Source organism: Luteibacter sp. dw_328 (assembly GCF_018449605.1).
Lineage (GTDB): Bacteria > Pseudomonadota > Gammaproteobacteria > Xanthomonadales > Rhodanobacteraceae > Luteibacter.
In genome coordinates this window covers 41,645-56,527 of sequence record NZ_JAAVUW010000011.1, presented here as the reverse complement: position 1 = coordinate 56,527, position 14,883 = coordinate 41,645, and the positions used below count along the sequence as shown (strand labels likewise).

Sequence of the window (14,883 nt, the reverse complement as noted above, 5' to 3'; positions counted from 1 at the left end):
ATGCTGTTTTGAAAGGGGGCTGGCATGGTCCGTTTTCCGGCGACACCGCAGGCGATCGTCTTCGACCTCGACGGCGTGCTCTTCGATACCGAAGCGCTGTACCGCGATGCCCTGCTTGCCGCGGCCTCGGACGTCGGCATCCACATCCCCCTGTCGCTGTGCCAGCGGATGGTCGGCCTTCACGGTCATGCGGCGCGCATGCTGCTTCGCGAATACGTGGGCGACGAGGTTGACCTCGACGCCGTATGGACAGGCGCTTCCGAGCGTTACCACGCCATGTTCGACACCGACCTCCGGCTGAAACCCGGCGTGACCGCCCTGCTGGACACCCTGGATGAGTTCGGCCTGCCCCGCGCCATCGCCACCTCCTCGTCCCATGGCACGGCTATCCATCATCTCGAGAAGTTTGGCCTGCGTGACCGTTTCGACGCCCTCGTGGCGGCGGGAGACTGCGAGCGCTGCAAGCCCTACCCCGATCCCTACCTGCGCGCGGCGCGCATCCTCAACAAGCCGACCAACTGCTGCCTTGCCCTCGAGGATTCCCAGGCCGGCGTGCGCTCGGCCGTGGCTGCCGGACTGCCGACGATCATGGTGCCCGACCTGCAGCAGCCGTCGGCCGAACTGCGCCGCCTTTGCGCAGGCATCGTGACCGACCTGGACGTCGTGAACGACTGGCTTCGCCAAGCCTGCGGCGCCGCCAGCCGCGACGCCCCGGCGCACTGATCAGCCCGATGTGACCTCGCCGATCGCGTCGTGTACCAGCACGGAGGCGACCTGGTCTCCCTCGTGGTCGACCACGGGATAGGCCGAGCCCTGCATCGTCTGCCGCGAGCCATCCGGCCGGCGAACCACCCAGCGGGCGTGCTTGCTGGTCTCGCCTTTACGAACGGCGCGGGCCAGCGGGAGATCTTCGGAGGGGTATGGCCGACCTTCTTCGGTGAAGATGCTGTACATCCGGCTGTAGTCTTCCGGCCCCACGGCCAGTCGAACCCACCCATGCAACTCCGCCGCACGTTCATTGACGTGGACGATGTCGCCCTGGGCATCCGCGACGATCACGCCGAACGACGTGTCCTTGAGACTACGCCATGGATGACCCCCGAAGGTCCACGGCTCATCGAAACTGATACGCGACATCTCACCCCCGTAACGATGTCTGGCGGATCGCCGGTTTCCGACGATGTGCGGGCCATAGTGGAGAAAACCGCCGGTAGCCACAAGGGAACTACGTCGCGTCCACGCGCCCTGCATGGATAAAAGCGAAGACTGACCACTCTCACCGTGCCGGAGTCCCACCATGGGTCGCTTTGATGAACGTAACGTGCCGGGCGACGAGTTCGGTAGCATGTATGCCAACCGGGGTCGTTTCCCCGACCAGCGTGACTTCGGGGCGAGTCCCTATGAAGCGGGTCATGAGGCCAGCGCCGGGCGACACCCAGGCCACCGCGACTTTGGCGGGAACCATGCTTACGAAGGACGCCATCCTGGGCATCGCAATTTCGGCCGCGATGAGAGCGATTCCGAGCGCGGCGGCGAAGGACGCCGCTGGACGGCGTCGGGTTATCCCGGCGGATACCGGGGTGTCGGTCCCCGAGGCTACGCGCGCGCCGACGAACGCATCAGCGAGGACGTATGCGAAAGACTGACGCTGCACGACGCGATCGACGCATCGAACATCCAGGTGGGCGTGTCGGAGGGCGTGGTCACGTTGAGCGGGGACGTGCCCGAGCGTTACATGAAACACCTTGCCGAGGACGCGGTGGTGGATACCGTGGGGGTAAAGGAGGTCGAGAACACGCTGCGCGTAAGGGCGGGCACCCGGAACGAGGCTTGATTCAGCCGCGGCCAGCTGCCGACAAGGGGACGCTGGCCGCTGTCGCGTGCACCGCGACGCGTCCGCACGCCTCGCGGATGGCGTGTTCCAGTTGCTGCGCGCTATAGGGCTTGCACACGAGAGGAGCGAGGTATCGAACCGGGATGTCGAGTGGCATCGCGCCGGTCGCGAGCACGAAGGGAATGCCTCGACGGATCAGTTCGTCCAGCGCGGGATAAGCCATGATGCCTTGCAGGTCCAGATCCACGACGGCAACGTCGCAGCGCTCGACGTGAGCCACGCGAATGGCATCTTCGATACACCCGGCGCACGCCACCACCTCATAGCCCAGCCGACCGACGAGTAAGTCTGTGAGCGCTGAGGCCAACCCGGAATGGTCTTCGAAAATGATCGCGCGTGGCGCCGCCTGCTCAGTAATCATGAAAGCCTCGATATCGGCTTTGGGGAACCTGTGGATGAAACTACTACCGATTTTGCACGTTGAATATAGACCACTAGGCAGATTTTTCACGGTGGCCGAATAGACCTTTCACGAACGTATGGCCAGGCGACGCATTAGCTCGATTGAATCGCAATTCCGTCATATCCAGCCCCGGATATCATCGGATTCGACGATAAAAGGCTGCGCTCCCCTTCCGATCAGCGAGCGAGCCACTGCGCGGCGAGCGCCAGGGCGGCGGGCAAGGCCTGCACGACCAGGATGCGACGGCTCGCGGTGAACGCGCCCCACAGGCCGGCGATCACCACGCACCCCAGGCCGTAGAACACGAAGGCGGTGGCAAACGGTTCGCGCAGCGCCAGACCAAGCACCAGGGCCACCACCAGGAAGGCGTTGTACAGCCCCTGATTCGACGCCAGGGCGGCGCTGTCACGCGCAAATTCCTGCGTGATGCCGAACACCTTGGGCCCACGCGTGCGCCAGAGCAGCATTTCCAGCAGCACGATATACACGTGGATAAGGATCACCAGCACGGTGAGTACGGTAGCGACGACGGCCATGACGATCCTTGCTTGGGAGTGACCGCGATTCTACTTAGGCCGGATGGTGGATTGCAGGGGTCCGGCGCTGACGCTCTCATTAGCGGATGCATAACCTCATCGCGGCACAGGAGATCTCGCTGGAGGCCCTCGGGCTCCTCCAGGCCCTGCTGCACCACGACTACTTCGAAGCACAGTTCCGCGCCAACCATGTCGCCCGGCACGCCCTGGAGCATGAACACCTGCCCGTGGCCGACGCCGCGGAACGGATCGAAGGGCTACTCGAGAAGGGTTGCCCGAACAGCGTGGAATTACGTATCGCCCTGCGCTTCCTCGCCGCCTCGGTCGACAGCATGCAGTTGATCGAACTCAACCGGGCCGGACACATTCTCTGATCGGGTAGGATCGGGGCATCCCCTCAGGAGGTGCCCATGAACAGCGAAAACGACGGTATCGACCTGGCCGCCGAACCCAGCGGCAACGGCTGCGTGGAGTGCCTGGCCGCCGGCACCTGGTGGTTCCATCTGCGCCGCTGCGCCCAGTGCGGCCATATCGGCTGCTGCGACGATTCGTTGCACAAGCACGCCAGCAAGCATGCGCATGCCACCGGCCATCCCGTCATCCAGAGCTTCGAGCCCGGTGAAGACTGGTTCTACGATTACCGCACCGACGACATGTTCGACGGGCCGCCACTCAAGCCACCGCACAGCCATCCGCGCGACCAACCGACGCCGGGCCCCGAAGGCCTCGTGCCGCGCCGCTGGCAGGCCGTACTCGCGCGCGGCGAGGAAAACCCGTGAAGGCCATCGTCTTCGACGAGTTTGGTGCGGCCGATGTCCTTCAGCTCCGGGACGTCGCCGAGCCCGAGCTTCGGGACAGCGACCTTCTCGTCCGTAATCATGCCGCCGGCGTCAACCGCGCCGACATCATCCAGCGCACGGGTGGCTACGGGAAGGACAGCTTCGGCGACTCCGCCATCATGGGCCTGGAACTTGCCGGCGAAGTGATCGCGGTGGGCAAGGGCGTACAAGGTTTCGCCGTCGGCGACCGCGTGATGGGTATTGTCGGTGGCGGTGGCTACGCCGAACAGGCCCGCATCGACTACCGCATGGCTATGCCGATTCCCGAAGGCGTCGACTATGTGCGGGCTGCCGGTATTCCCGAGGCGTTCGTCACCGCCCACGAAGCCGCCTTCCACCTCGGCCGGCTCGACGCCGGCGAGAGCATCCTCATTCACGCGGCGGCCAGCGGCGTCGGTTCTGCCGCCGTGCAGCTCGCGCATGCGGCGGGTGCACGGGTTTTTGCCACGGCAAGCGCCACCAAGCTCGGCCGCGTGCGCGAGCTCGGGGCGGATATCGCCATCGACTACAACACCGACGACTTCGCGAAAGTGATCGGGAGCGAGACCGGCGGCAAGGGTGTCGACGTGATCGTGGATTTCATCGGTGCGCCCTACTTCGAACGCAACCTGGCTTCACTCGACTTCGGCGGACGGCTCATCGAAGTCGGCCTCCTCGGCGGGGCGAAGGGTGCCTCCCTGCCCCTGGACCGCCTGCTGTATCGCCACCTGCAGATCATCGGCACGGTAATGAAGTCGCGCCCGCAGAGCGTCAAGCAGGCCATGACGAGACGCTTCCGTGATCGCTGGCTGGAGGCTTTCGACGACGGCACGCTCGTGCCGGTCATCGACAGCACGTTCCCCCTCGCCGAGGCCGCGGCGGCGCATAAGCGCATGGAGTCCTCGTCCAGTGTCGGTAAGATCATCCTCACCATGTAGCAGCAAAGACGAGCTTGACGATGAGTGACACGATTACCTGGGACGATTTCGAGAAGGTGATGCTGGTGGCAGGCACCGTGGTCCGCGCCGAGATCTTTCCCGAAGCGAAGCGCCCTGCGTATCTGATCTGGGTGGACTTCGGACCTCACGGCGAGCGCAAGACCAGCGCGCAGGTCACGGGTGTATACCAACCCGACGACCTCGTCGGGCGGCAGATCGTCGGCGTCATCAACTTTCCCGAGAAGCAGATCGGGCCCGTGCGTTCGCAGTTCCTGCTGACAGGGTTTCATACGGACGACGGCGTCGTGATCACGACCGTCGAGCGGCCCGTGCCCAACGGCACGCGCATGGCCTGACGCGACTCCTGCTCCCTTGGGTTATCCTCGTCCGAGGGAGCAAGGGGGAACTCGGATGCTGGGCTATTACGCCGCGCTGGCGCTGCGGAGCTTTCGCGGTGGCAAGGCGCTGACGCTTTTGATCGTGACACTCATGGGGCTGGGCGTAGCTACCTGCATGGTGGCGTACGCTGTCTTCCGCGTCAGCGCGGGGGACCCTCTTCCGGGTCGTTCGGGAAGCCTTTTCGTTCCGCAGATCGACAACTTCGGTCCGACGCGGACTGTCGGCGGCGAGCCTCCCACCCAGCTGAGCTACACGGATGCCATGGCGCTATGGCGCGCACGCGACGGGCGCCGGCTCTCCCTCGTGTATCCGCTGACGATGGTGAACGAACCCGCCGACGGTGTGTCGCTACCCGCTTCACTCGAAGGAGACGCGGTCACCCGCGACTTCTTCGCCATGTTCGATGCGCCCTTTCGCTACGGCCATGCCTGGAGCGAGTCGGATGATGTCGGCCGGGCCAGCGCCGTGGTCATCGGCGACCGGCTCAATCGCCGCCTCTTCGGAGGCAAGGACAGCACGGGCCAAACGCTTCAACTCGACGGACACGTATTTCGCATCGTCGGCGTCATCGCCGACTGGAATCCACGTCCCCGTTTCTACGACGTCGCCACGATCGGTCAGCCGTTCGTCCGGCGCGGAGACATCTTCGTGCCATTCAGCCGTGCGGTGGACCTGGCCAAGCGCTCGCCCTATGGCTATTGCTCGTCCACAACGGCCGACACGCGCGTTCCCGACTTCAATGCGTGGTTGCACAGTGAATGCGACTGGATCGGCGCGTGGGTCGAATTGCGAGGCGCGACCGACATCGAACGGTATCGCCAGTACCTCACCGCGTATTCCGCCACGCAGCAACAGGTGGGGCGCTTTGGCTGGCCGCCGAACGTGCGGCTTTCCTCGCTGCCGCAATGGCTGGCATCCCTGAAAATCGTGCCCAAGGCCACCACACTCTCCCTGATCGTCGCCGTAAGCTTTCTTGGCATCGCCATCGTCAATGTGATGGGCCTGATGCTCGCTCGATTCATGCGACGCTCGGCGGAGATTGGCATTCGCCGAGCGCTGGGCGCCTCACGCCGGGCCATCTACGCGCAGTTCGGCGTCGAGGCCGCCGCGATCGGCGCAGCAGGCGCAATGCTCGGCGTCGTGCTCACCTGGCTCGGTGTCGCTGGCTCCCGCTTCGTGTTCGAACCGGATATCGCGGCGTGGGCTCGGATGGACCCGGGACTCCTCGTCACGACGACCGCTGTTGCCGTCGGCGCCACGCTCTGTGCCGCTCTCTACCCGACCTGGCGCGCAGCCCAGGTTCAACCTGCCTGGCAGATCAAGACCGATGGCTAAGCGCGCGTGGCGGCAGATCCGGCCTATTCTTCGTGCGCTCACGCGACATCGCACTGCGGCCCTGCTGATCGTGCTGCAAGTCGCCCTGACGCTAGCGGTCGTGAGCAATGCGATGTTCGTGGTCGGTACACGTCTGGTGCATCTGTCGCGCCCAACGGGTACAGACGAGAAGAACCTGTTCGTCGTGGTCAACCAGTGGGCGCCGGATCTTGACGCAGATGCCATCGGCGCACGCATGCGCGGCGACGTCGCCACCCTGCGCAGGGTGCCTGGCGTCGCCGATGCCTTTGCCAGCGAAGCGTACCCGCTGGAAGGTGGCTATGGCGTGCTTGCCGAAGTTAAACGCGAGGCCGGGCAGACCACGAAGCCGAGGCTTGGCATCATGTACTTCGGTGACGAGCACGCTATCGATACCTTGGGTGTGCATCTTGTCGAGGGTCGCAACTTTCGCCCTGAAGAGGTCATCGACCTTCCGCCCGGCAGCGACGCAGCGGCCAGTGTCGTGATCATCACGCGCAGCCTCGCTCACAAGCTCTTCGACGGCGAGGCCGCACTGGGCCGCACTGTATGGCTAAGCGACGGACCGGCTCGCATTGTCGGCATCCTCGAAACGCTGCAAGGACCTTACGCAGGAAGCACGACGCGATCCATCGACGAAGACACCATCCTGTATCCCGCACGCTCGATGAGTCCGACCATGGGCACGGTCTACCTCGTGCGCTCACAGCCCGGTGCTTTGACCTCCGTTCGCAAGGCCGCGGTGGATGCGTTATGGGCAGAGAGTCGCAAGCGCATCATCGATCCGGAAAGCGGTGTGGTGACGCTGGTGCAGGCGCGCGAACATGGCTACGCGACGGATCGCAGCGTGGCCCTCATGATGTGTCTGGTGAGCGTGCTCCTGCTGCTGGCGACAGGCGCGGGCATCATTGGGCTGTCTAGCTTCTGGGTGGGTCAGCGTCGTCGGCACATCGGCGTCAGGCGCGCGCTCGGTGCGACGGCAAGCGATGTCTCGACCTACTTCCAGCTAGAGAATTTCCTGCTGGTCGGTGCGGGTGTCGTGGGGGGCAGTGTTCTTGCCTATGCCGCGAACATCAGCCTGCTGCACCTGTATGAACTTGCGATCATGCCGTGGTACATCCTGCCGCTGGCAGCGTCAGCACTGTGGGTTCTCGGTCAGGCCGCCGTTTTCGCACCCGCACGACGGGCAGCGCGGATAGCTCCGGTCGCCGCGATTCGCAACCTCTAAGCGAACCGCAGCGACCGCGGGACAATGCAGGCTGCTTACTTCGCAGGGGTGTCGAACACCGGATCCTTGAGCCCGGCGATCGTGTGTGAACCACCGGCCTGCATCTCGAGCACCACGATATCGTTACGCCCCTTCTTCAACCACGAAGCCGGCACGTAAAGGGTCTGCTGCGGCCCGATGTGCCAGAAGCGGCCAAGGTGGTGACCATTGACCCAGACATTGCCCTTGTTCCAACCGCGCATGTCGAGGAACGTGCCATCCGGCTTCGTCATGGTGAAGCTGCCGTGCCAGAACGCCGGGCCCTGCCCCGTTCCACCGGGAGCGAAGTGCAGGCTCGACAGATCGTCCAGCGGCAGGGGATAGACCGACCAGTCGAGCAGGTCCTCGCCGGCGACCTGCACCGAATAGGTAATGCCCTTGTAGTCGTCTTCCATGCCGGGGCCGATATTGATGCGGCCCATGTTTTCGACCACGAGGTCCAGCGTGCTGCCGCTCTTCAGATCGACCGGCATGGCGTGCTGGTCCTGGCGGCGATCCAGCGTGCCGAGCGGTTTGCCGTCAGCGAGTACGGTGGCGTAGTCGCGCACGTCGCTCACGTCGAGCGAGCCCTTGGCGTCGGCGTCGAGTGCCTTGCGATAGAGAATCAGCCCATAGTTCTGGCCAAACGTCTCCATGCCATGAGGGGTGACCGTGGTCTGCGGCGCGGACAAGCCCGGCAGTGCGTCGAGCAGGCTTACCGACGTGTCCAGCGTGAAGCGCGGAATGGCCACCGTTGGCGACGAAGCGGGCTCCTTGGGCAGGGTCTCGCCTTTCGGCAGGTGTGCGGCGATCACCTTGCGCAATGCTTCGTATTTCGGCGTCAGGCGGCCGGCCTCGTCGATCGGCGAGTCGTAGTCGTAGCTGGTCGTGACCGGGAGATAGTGTGCGTCGTCGTTGTTCGCGCCGTTCATCCAGCCGAAGTTCGTCCCACCATCGACCATGTACAGGTTGAACGAGATGTCGTGATCCATCATCCACGACACGGCACTGCTCACATCCCCAACGTCGCGGGTCTTGTGTGCCTGGCCCCAACGATCGTACCACCCCGTCCAGTATTCGCCGGCCATGCGTGGCATGCCTTCCATCAGCGGCGCTGAGCGTCGGAATGCGCGTTCGGTCTGCTTTCCATCACCGGTAAAGTTGATCACCGAAACCATACCGGGCAGTGAACCGCGCGGCATCCAGGTCGGGCCGGGACCGTTGGAGGTGAACATCGGAACGTCGAAGCCGGCATCGACCATCTGCTGGTGGATCGCTTCGAGATAGTCGTGATCGTTGCCGACGTAGCCGTACTCGTTCTCCACCTGGACCATGAGGACCGGGCCGCCGCGACTGCTCAGCAGTGGTGCAAGTTCCTGGTTGAGCCGCTTGAACCATGCGGCGCTGGCCTTCAGGAAACGCGGATCGTACGAGCGGATACGCAGGCCGGGCGTTCTCAGCAACCATGCCGGAATGCCACCGAACTCCCACTCAGCGCAGACGAAGGGACCGGGGCGCACGATGACGTTGAGGCCTTCTTCCTGTGCGGCGCGGACAAAGGCCGCGATGTCGTGGTCACCGCTGAAATCGAATTTGCCCGGCTCCGGCTCGCTCTCGTTCCAGAAGGCGTACGTGGTGATCGTGTTGAGACCCATCGCACGGGCCTTGCGCAGGCGGTCGCGCCAGTCCGCCCGGGGAATGCGCGGATAGTGCATCTCGCCCGAGCGAATCACGTAAGGCTTGCCGTCGAGAAGGAACTGACCGTGATCGACGGCGAAGTGCGGTGTCGTAGCGGACGAAGCAGCCGCAAACGATGGCAGGGTCGCGCCCGCCAGCAGGCAGGTCGACAGGAGCAGACTCAGACGCTTCATCGGGACTTCCGCAGGATGGAAGCGTCAGAACTTACCGACGCGGCCCGCGCAGAGCAAGGACCCCGATCACACGACGCCACCCGCCCGGCAGGAGCCGATTCGTCGGCGAAGAGTGCCAGCCGGAAAACTCATACAATATCAAACGCCTCGGTCGGTGTGCCCTGGTGATAAACCATCAGCCACTCGTCGCCTTCCCTCACCCACGTACTCGACCGCAGCGTATGCCGCGAGTCCACACCCGACGGCGACCGATGCGCGGAACGATAAAGAAGCATCGCTACACCCTCGGCCACCCTGCGCACCTCGAAGCCATCGGCAACGATCGACCCGTTCCCGCCCTCCGTCGGAAGATCCCGCAGTACGTCGGCGAGGTCGATGCGATATCCGGACCGGCCGATTTCCACGAACGACGGATGCAACAACCCGCGCAGACGAAGCACGTCACGACGCACCGCCGGATCGTGGAGTTCCCGCTCCCGTGCCGTAAGCGCCATCAGCAGTGCATCGTCGAAGTAGACGGTCACGCCAGTGATCCGTCAGCGCTCAGGGCGTAAAAAAACTGGGCGAGATCTCTATCGCGAAGGGATCGTGCAGCCGTACTTCGCGGGTGTCCGCCGAGACGATTTCATAAGGCACGTAGATGAAACGCGCGTAACCCTTCGACTCGATATGGACGCGAACGCCATCTTTGGCCGGTGGCTCGAATTCGTCGGGAATCGTCACGTTGGCGACCAGCGCCGCGGCGAGTGCTTCGGAGGACCGGCCCGTCGCGAAGCGATCGAAGATCACACGATAGACATCGTGAGCTTCCGGCTCATCGCCGCCCTCGTGACCGGGGTCGGCGGCCAGCCTGCCCTCTTCCGACACCGTGGCACCGAACGGGTAGAAGTCGCCGTTCTCCACCAGCATCTCCTTCGCAAAATCCATCGAAAAGGTGAAGAGCTGGTTGAGCCGTTCCTGCGTGACATCCATACGAAATCCTCGAACACGCCGATCGGCGATGGGTGGAGGCATCGTAAGACAGCGCGGGCCGTGATGCTACGCCGAGGCAGGAAGATACGACGGGACAGGCAGGCTTTGCGCCAGCTGGTCACCGGGCACGGGGCTACCCAGCAGGAAGCCCTGGAGGACGTCGCAACCCAGGCGGGTCAGCAATGCCTGTTGCTCGGCGGTCTCCACGCCTTCGGCCACGATGTTCAGGCCAAGCGTCTTGCCCAGCGCGATGATCGCCGAGACGATGGCTTCGTCGTCGTTGCCCTTGGTCAGTTCGGTCACGAAACCGCGATCGATCTTCAGCTCGTCGGCGGGCAGCTGCTTGAGATACAGGAGACTGGAGTAACCGGTACCGAAATCGTCGATGGAAATGCCCACCCCGAGGGCGGCCACCTCGTTGAGGATAGCCAGGCTGGCTTCCGCATCCCGCATGGCCGTGGACTCGGTGATCTCCAGCACGAGGCTGGCCGGGTCGAGCGCATGGCGCTCGAGCGACGACCTGAGCACGTCGACCAGACCGGTGTGGGTAAGCTGCACGGTCGACAGGTTCACTGCGACCGTCCAGGCTGCATGGCCTTCGTCCTGCCACACGCGCATCTGCCGGCAGGCTTCGTCGATCACCCAGTTGCCAATGGGAATGATCAGGCCCGTACGTTCGGCCACACCGAGGAATTCGTCGGGCGGAACCAGCCCGACGCCCGGCTTCTGCCAGCGCAGCAACGCTTCGACGCCGGTGACCGGGCCATCGGGTGAAACCAGCTTGGGTTGGTAATAAAGCAGGAACTCGCGCTGGTCGAGCGCGCGGCGTAAGTCGTGCTGCAATTGCAGCTGCTGGTGCACGTTCGCGTTCATCGCATGCTCGAAGAAACAGTAGCCGTTACGGCCCTGCTCCTTCGCGTGGTACATCGCCGCGTCGGCGTTGATCATCAGGTCGTGGGTGGTCCGGCCATCCTCCGGAAACACCGCGATGCCGACACTCACCGAGACATGCACGCTGTGATCGTCGATCAGGTAGGCCGCGCCCAGCGCCTCGACCAGCCGTTGCGCCTGCACGGCAGCATCTTCTGGCCGGGAAACGTCCAGCGACATGACGAATTCATCGCCACCCAGGCGCGCGACCGTGTCTTCGTCACGCTTGATGGCCAGGATGCGCCGGGATACCTCCCTCAGGAGAAGATCACCGACGTGATGGCCATAGACATCGTTCACCGCCTTGAAGCCGTCAAGGTCCATGAAGAGCACGGCAAACTGGCGCCCCTCCCTCGTCGCCATGTGGATCGACTGGTCCAGACGGTCACCAAGCAGGACACGGTTAGGCAACCGCGTGAGATTGTCATGCAGGGCGAGCTGAACGAGCTCGCTGTTGGCGCGGTCCAGAGACGTGGTCAGCACATTCGCGCGGACGTCGAGCATCGACACGATCAGGGCAATCGCGAATACCGCGAGGCTGACGACGATCACGACAAGCGCCAGCCACTTCGCATCGATGCCGGTATGGGCGGCCCCGCAATAGCTGCCAGCAGGAAACGCCGAGGCAGCCATGCCGGTGTAGTGCATACCGACGATCGCGCAGCCCATCACCAGCGACGCGCCCAGGCGGGCAAGGACCACGCGCTCGGCATCCTTGCGCAGGCGGAAGGCGATCCAGAGCGCCGCACCCGAGGCCAGTACCGCAATAGCGACCGAAAGCGCGAAGAGCAGCGGGTCATAGACCACGCCGGGCATCATCCGCATCGCGGCCATGCCCGTGTAATGCATCGCGGCAATACCGGCACCCATGACCAGGGCGCCCCCGACCAGATGTCGCGTCGGCAGCTGTTCGTGGCACACCAGCCACAAGGCGAATGCCGAGGAACCGATCGCAAAGACCAACGAAAGCAGGGTCAGGTCGAGGTCATAGCCAATCGCAATGGGCAGACTGAAAGCCAGCATCCCGATGAAATGCATCGACCAGACGCCGATACCCATGGCGAAGGACCCACCCACCAGCCACAGCGCCGAGGCCGTGCCGCGCGTGCTCGACACCCGTCCGGCCATGTTCAACGCCGTATAGGAAGCGAGGATGGCGACCACAAGGGAGAAAACGACGAGGATGCCGCTGTAACTACTGACGAGCATGGGGTTACCTGAGGGGCCTGCGGTGCTGCCACGCATCGGGGGCGATGGATGGCCTCGTACAGGATATCGGTAAATCGACCGGTATCTTGAGCGAAAACGATCATTTTCATCATATTGAGAAGGTCTTGCGAAGCGGAAGTCACGCCTCTAACCTTCGCGCACGCGATGACCCCAAGGATTCCTGTGTCGATGGAAAAGGACCTCGATAGGCCGATCGCCTACCTGATCTGTGGCAAGGTGGGTTCGGGAAAGACGACCTACGCGACCCGGCTCGCCACGGAAAGGCAGGCGCCCATTTTCTCGATCGATGCCTGGATGGTGACGCTCTTCGGCGCCGATACGCCTTCATCCGGCGCGGGCGGCCCCATCGACTTCGCCTGGTACGCCGAGCGTGTCGATCGTTGTGAAGCCATGATCTGGGAACTATGCAAGCAGCAGATCGCACAGCACCGAAATGTGGTGCTGGATCTCGGCTTTCTCCGTGTGGCTCGACGGCAGAGGTTCGTCGAGTGGGCGGCCGCGGCAGGTGCCGAGGTGCAGGTTCATCTCCTGGAGGTCGATATCACCACCCGTCGCGAACGCGTGGCCGCAAGAAATCGGCTTCGCGCGGGAACGTTCTCGTTTGCTGTAACCGATGAAATGTTCGATTTCGCCGAAACGTTATTCGAACCGCTCGCTGCCACGGAGATACATCGGGTCGTGCTCGATCACGACGTTTCGCCTGCATAGCAGGGGCACGCAGTGATGTCAGAAGCGCTTGCTCAAGAAGTAGCGAGCGCTTCCCCTTGGGTGATCCGTGAGCTCGCCAAACACGGCGTAGCCGAGCTTTTCGTAGAACCCGCGCGACTGGAAGGCAAAGGTATCCAACCAAGCGCCCATACAGCCTCGCTGGATCGCAATGCCTTCCGCCTTTCCGATGAGAGCGGCCCCTGCTCCCTTGCCCCGTAAGGATTCGGGTACGACGAGCAGCTCCACGTACAACCAGTCGTAGACAGTCTTCCCCCAAAGGCCGCCGATCGTTTGACCGTCTTCGTGCTTCAAGAGCAACACGACCGGCTCTGCCGACGCCGTGGGACCGTGTTGCCGATTAAAAGCAACTAACGGCGCCGCGATGGCAGCGCGATCCTCGGCGGTTGGCTCCGCGGCGACCAGCACCCGGATTCCGCTCTCCTTCACCGCATTCATTCGATGCCCCTCTCCGTCTTTCTCAGGTATATCGGACAGCCTAAGACTTACAGTCTAGGGAACTGTGATCAACCTTTAATACAGGGCCCGAGCAAACATTCAGACCACTTCGAGGCTATGCAGCCGCCTTTACGCCGCCACCCCAAAGAGTAGGCTGGCGAGGCTGGGACTCGGAGAAGAGGACAGTTCCGGCACCGTGGGGACCATCTAAGCTATCCGGGCAGATCTTGGCGACGCACACAGCAGTCGGAGATTGGCTATGAAGAAATTGCTTATCAGTGGGGTGCTCCTGGCACTCCTCCTCCCGCTCCAGGTGATGGCACAAAGTGCCTTCGGTGGCACCTGGAAGGTCGACATCAACCAGGTGAAATCGTCGGACAAGCCGATCATCATCACCCTCAAGAATGGCGAGTACTCCTGTAACTGTACGCCGCCCATCACCATCAAGGCCGATGGCGCCGACCACGCTGTTACCGGTCATCCGCGTTACGACACCGACTCGGTGAAGATCGTCGACGATCACACCATCGTGGAAACCCCGAAAAAGAATGGCGCCGTCGTCGGAACGCACACGACCACGGTTTCGGCGGACGGCAAGACCGCTACCTTTGAAACGGTCATGATCCGCGAAGGTGGCACAACCACGGTCAAGGGCACGCAGACGCGCTCGGCGGCCGGCGCTCCGGGCTCCCACGCTGCGGCAGGCTCGTGGCTTACGACGAGCTACCAGAGCGCCTCCGAAGGCGTAACGACCTATACGTATAAGGTTGACGGTGACAGCATCAGCATGACCGACCCGAAAGGCGAGTCGTATACCGCCAAACTCGATGGCAAGCCGGTGCCATACAAGGGCGACCCGGGCACCGACATGATTGCCGTCAAGATGGTCGGCCACACCCTCGTGGAGACATCCATGATGGGAGGCAAGGCGACCTCGGTCGCGAAGTCCACCGTGTCGGCCGACGGCAAGACGATGACCACGATGATTCACAACGAGTTGAGCAAGCGCGATATCACCCTCGTGGCGCTCAAGCAGTAGGTGCCGAAGCCCGGCCCTGAGCCGGGCTATTTATCCGGTTGGATCTAGGTAATTCAACGGTTCCCGGGCACCGCCGGTGGGTGCAAGATC

18 protein-coding genes are annotated in these 14,883 nt (G+C 63.4%); 10 read left to right on the top strand and 8 right to left on the bottom strand.

What is annotated here, in order from left to right; all coding sequences use genetic code 11:
- Positions 1–24: 24 nt before the first annotated feature.
- Entirely contained in the window at positions 25–723 is a 699-nt protein-coding gene (locus HB634_RS22055) for an HAD family phosphatase (RefSeq protein ID WP_063570670.1), read from the top strand.
- Here HB634_RS22055 and HB634_RS22050 read toward each other — a convergent pair whose 3' ends face one another.
- Positions 724–1,137 (bottom strand): PAS domain-containing protein, encoded by a 414-nt coding sequence (locus HB634_RS22050; RefSeq protein WP_063570671.1) that lies wholly within the window; start codon positions 1,135–1,137, stop codon positions 724–726.
- A gap of 160 nt (positions 1,138–1,297) precedes the next feature.
- Between HB634_RS22050 and HB634_RS22045 the strand changes: the two genes are divergently transcribed.
- On the top strand, positions 1,298–1,834 hold the full coding sequence (locus HB634_RS22045) for a BON domain-containing protein (RefSeq protein WP_063570672.1): 537 nt from the start codon (positions 1,298–1,300) through the stop codon (positions 1,832–1,834).
- A 1-nt stretch (position 1,835) separates the two neighbouring features.
- Here the strand turns inward: HB634_RS22045 and HB634_RS22040 are convergent, their stop codons facing one another.
- A complete protein-coding gene (locus tag HB634_RS22040) occupies positions 1,836–2,255 on the bottom strand; it encodes a response regulator transcription factor (RefSeq protein ID WP_063570673.1) in 420 nt (139 codons plus the stop codon).
- A gap of 218 nt (positions 2,256–2,473) precedes the next feature.
- Positions 2,474–2,833: a DUF1304 domain-containing protein gene (locus HB634_RS22035; RefSeq protein WP_063570674.1), complete on the bottom strand. Its 360-nt coding sequence runs from the start codon at positions 2,831–2,833 to the stop codon at positions 2,474–2,476.
- A gap of 86 nt (positions 2,834–2,919) precedes the next feature.
- Between HB634_RS22035 and HB634_RS22030 the strand changes: the two genes are divergently transcribed.
- The 6 genes from HB634_RS22030 to HB634_RS22005 are packed head-to-tail and all read left to right on the top strand — an operon-like array spanning position 2,920 to position 7,569.
- The gene (locus tag HB634_RS22030) at positions 2,920–3,207 is read left to right on the top strand and encodes a hypothetical protein (protein WP_063570675.1); all 288 of its coding nucleotides are present in this window, start codon (positions 2,920–2,922) and stop codon (positions 3,205–3,207) included.
- Positions 3,208–3,243: 36 nt separating this feature from the next.
- Positions 3,244–3,612, top strand: a complete 369-nt coding sequence (locus HB634_RS22025) for a UBP-type zinc finger domain-containing protein (protein WP_213950128.1) — start codon at positions 3,244–3,246, stop codon at positions 3,610–3,612.
- Entirely contained in the window at positions 3,609–4,589 is a 981-nt protein-coding gene (locus HB634_RS22020) for an NAD(P)H-quinone oxidoreductase (protein ID WP_213950127.1), read from the top strand. Before HB634_RS22025 ends, HB634_RS22020 begins: the two co-directional genes overlap by 4 nt.
- A gap of 20 nt (positions 4,590–4,609) precedes the next feature.
- Complete coding sequence (locus HB634_RS22015) at positions 4,610–4,945, top strand: tRNA-binding protein (RefSeq protein ID WP_213950126.1); 336 nt, start codon at positions 4,610–4,612, stop codon at positions 4,943–4,945.
- A 55-nt stretch (positions 4,946–5,000) separates the two neighbouring features.
- Positions 5,001–6,323, top strand: a complete 1,323-nt coding sequence (locus tag HB634_RS22010; RefSeq protein ID WP_213950125.1) for an ABC transporter permease — start codon at positions 5,001–5,003, stop codon at positions 6,321–6,323.
- Positions 6,316–7,569 (top strand): ABC transporter permease, encoded by a 1,254-nt coding sequence (locus HB634_RS22005; protein WP_213950124.1) that lies wholly within the window; start codon positions 6,316–6,318, stop codon positions 7,567–7,569. The genes HB634_RS22010 and HB634_RS22005 overlap by 8 nt, the downstream gene beginning before the upstream one ends.
- Before the next feature lie 35 nt (positions 7,570–7,604).
- On the opposite strand, the gene HB634_RS22000 is transcribed toward HB634_RS22005, so the two are convergent.
- The 4 genes from HB634_RS22000 to HB634_RS21985 all read right to left on the bottom strand — a co-directional run bounded on the left by HB634_RS22000 (position 7,605) and on the right by HB634_RS21985 (position 12,569).
- On the bottom strand, positions 7,605–9,458 hold the full coding sequence (locus HB634_RS22000) for a beta-galactosidase (RefSeq protein ID WP_213950123.1): 1,854 nt from the start codon (positions 9,456–9,458) through the stop codon (positions 7,605–7,607).
- Between the two features lie 128 nt (positions 9,459–9,586).
- On the bottom strand, positions 9,587–9,982 hold the full coding sequence (locus HB634_RS21995; protein ID WP_213950122.1) for a nuclear transport factor 2 family protein: 396 nt from the start codon (positions 9,980–9,982) through the stop codon (positions 9,587–9,589).
- Positions 9,983–10,001: 19 nt separating this feature from the next.
- Positions 10,002–10,430 (bottom strand): hypothetical protein, encoded by a 429-nt coding sequence (locus tag HB634_RS21990; protein WP_213950121.1) that lies wholly within the window; start codon positions 10,428–10,430, stop codon positions 10,002–10,004.
- A gap of 66 nt (positions 10,431–10,496) precedes the next feature.
- Positions 10,497–12,569 carry a bifunctional diguanylate cyclase/phosphodiesterase gene (locus tag HB634_RS21985; RefSeq protein WP_213950120.1) on the bottom strand — a complete coding sequence of 691 codons (2,073 nt, stop codon included), beginning with the start codon at positions 12,567–12,569 and terminating at the stop codon, positions 10,497–10,499.
- 189 nt (positions 12,570–12,758) lie between these two features.
- Here HB634_RS21985 and HB634_RS21980 point away from each other — a divergent pair, with 189 nt between their 5' ends.
- Positions 12,759–13,298: an ATP-binding protein gene (locus HB634_RS21980; protein ID WP_213950119.1), complete on the top strand. Its 540-nt coding sequence runs from the start codon at positions 12,759–12,761 to the stop codon at positions 13,296–13,298.
- Between the two features lie 18 nt (positions 13,299–13,316).
- On the opposite strand, the gene HB634_RS21975 is transcribed toward HB634_RS21980, so the two are convergent.
- Complete coding sequence (locus HB634_RS21975) at positions 13,317–13,754, bottom strand: GNAT family N-acetyltransferase (protein ID WP_213950118.1); 438 nt, start codon at positions 13,752–13,754, stop codon at positions 13,317–13,319.
- Between the two features lie 259 nt (positions 13,755–14,013).
- On the opposite strand from HB634_RS21975, the gene HB634_RS21970 reads away from it, so the two are divergent.
- Positions 14,014–14,793 carry a hypothetical protein gene (locus HB634_RS21970; protein WP_213950117.1) on the top strand — a complete coding sequence of 260 codons (780 nt, stop codon included), beginning with the start codon at positions 14,014–14,016 and terminating at the stop codon, positions 14,791–14,793.
- Positions 14,794–14,883 lie beyond the last annotated feature (90 nt).

What these genes read in the sequence shown, in the direction of transcription:
- HB634_RS21975 (WP_213950118.1), bottom strand. Translation starts at nt 13,754, where the DNA reads ATGAATGCGGTGAAGGAGAGCGGAATCCGGGTGCTGGTCGCCGCGGAG.
- HB634_RS22035 (WP_063570674.1), bottom strand. Translation starts at nt 2,833, where the DNA reads ATGGCCGTCGTCGCTACCGTACTCACCGTGCTGGTGATCCTTATCCAC.
- HB634_RS21990 (WP_213950121.1), bottom strand. Translation starts at nt 10,430, where the DNA reads ATGGATGTCACGCAGGAACGGCTCAACCAGCTCTTCACCTTTTCGATG.
- HB634_RS22005 (WP_213950124.1), top strand. Translation starts at nt 6,316, where the DNA reads ATGGCTAAGCGCGCGTGGCGGCAGATCCGGCCTATTCTTCGTGCGCTC.
- HB634_RS22025 (WP_213950128.1), top strand. Translation starts at nt 3,244, where the DNA reads ATGAACAGCGAAAACGACGGTATCGACCTGGCCGCCGAACCCAGCGGC.
- HB634_RS21970 (WP_213950117.1), top strand. Translation starts at nt 14,014, where the DNA reads ATGAAGAAATTGCTTATCAGTGGGGTGCTCCTGGCACTCCTCCTCCCG.
- HB634_RS22050 (WP_063570671.1), bottom strand. Translation starts at nt 1,137, where the DNA reads ATGTCGCGTATCAGTTTCGATGAGCCGTGGACCTTCGGGGGTCATCCA.
- HB634_RS22040 (WP_063570673.1), bottom strand. Translation starts at nt 2,255, where the DNA reads ATGATTACTGAGCAGGCGGCGCCACGCGCGATCATTTTCGAAGACCAT.
- HB634_RS22000 (WP_213950123.1), bottom strand. Translation starts at nt 9,458, where the DNA reads ATGAAGCGTCTGAGTCTGCTCCTGTCGACCTGCCTGCTGGCGGGCGCG.
- HB634_RS22045 (WP_063570672.1), top strand. Translation starts at nt 1,298, where the DNA reads ATGGGTCGCTTTGATGAACGTAACGTGCCGGGCGACGAGTTCGGTAGC.
- HB634_RS21985 (WP_213950120.1), bottom strand. Translation starts at nt 12,569, where the DNA reads ATGCTCGTCAGTAGTTACAGCGGCATCCTCGTCGTTTTCTCCCTTGTG.
- HB634_RS22015 (WP_213950126.1), top strand. Translation starts at nt 4,610, where the DNA reads ATGAGTGACACGATTACCTGGGACGATTTCGAGAAGGTGATGCTGGTG.
- HB634_RS22030 (WP_063570675.1), top strand. Translation starts at nt 2,920, where the DNA reads ATGCATAACCTCATCGCGGCACAGGAGATCTCGCTGGAGGCCCTCGGG.
- HB634_RS21980 (WP_213950119.1), top strand. Translation starts at nt 12,759, where the DNA reads ATGGAAAAGGACCTCGATAGGCCGATCGCCTACCTGATCTGTGGCAAG.
- HB634_RS22010 (WP_213950125.1), top strand. Translation starts at nt 5,001, where the DNA reads ATGCTGGGCTATTACGCCGCGCTGGCGCTGCGGAGCTTTCGCGGTGGC.
- HB634_RS22055 (WP_063570670.1), top strand. Translation starts at nt 25, where the DNA reads ATGGTCCGTTTTCCGGCGACACCGCAGGCGATCGTCTTCGACCTCGAC.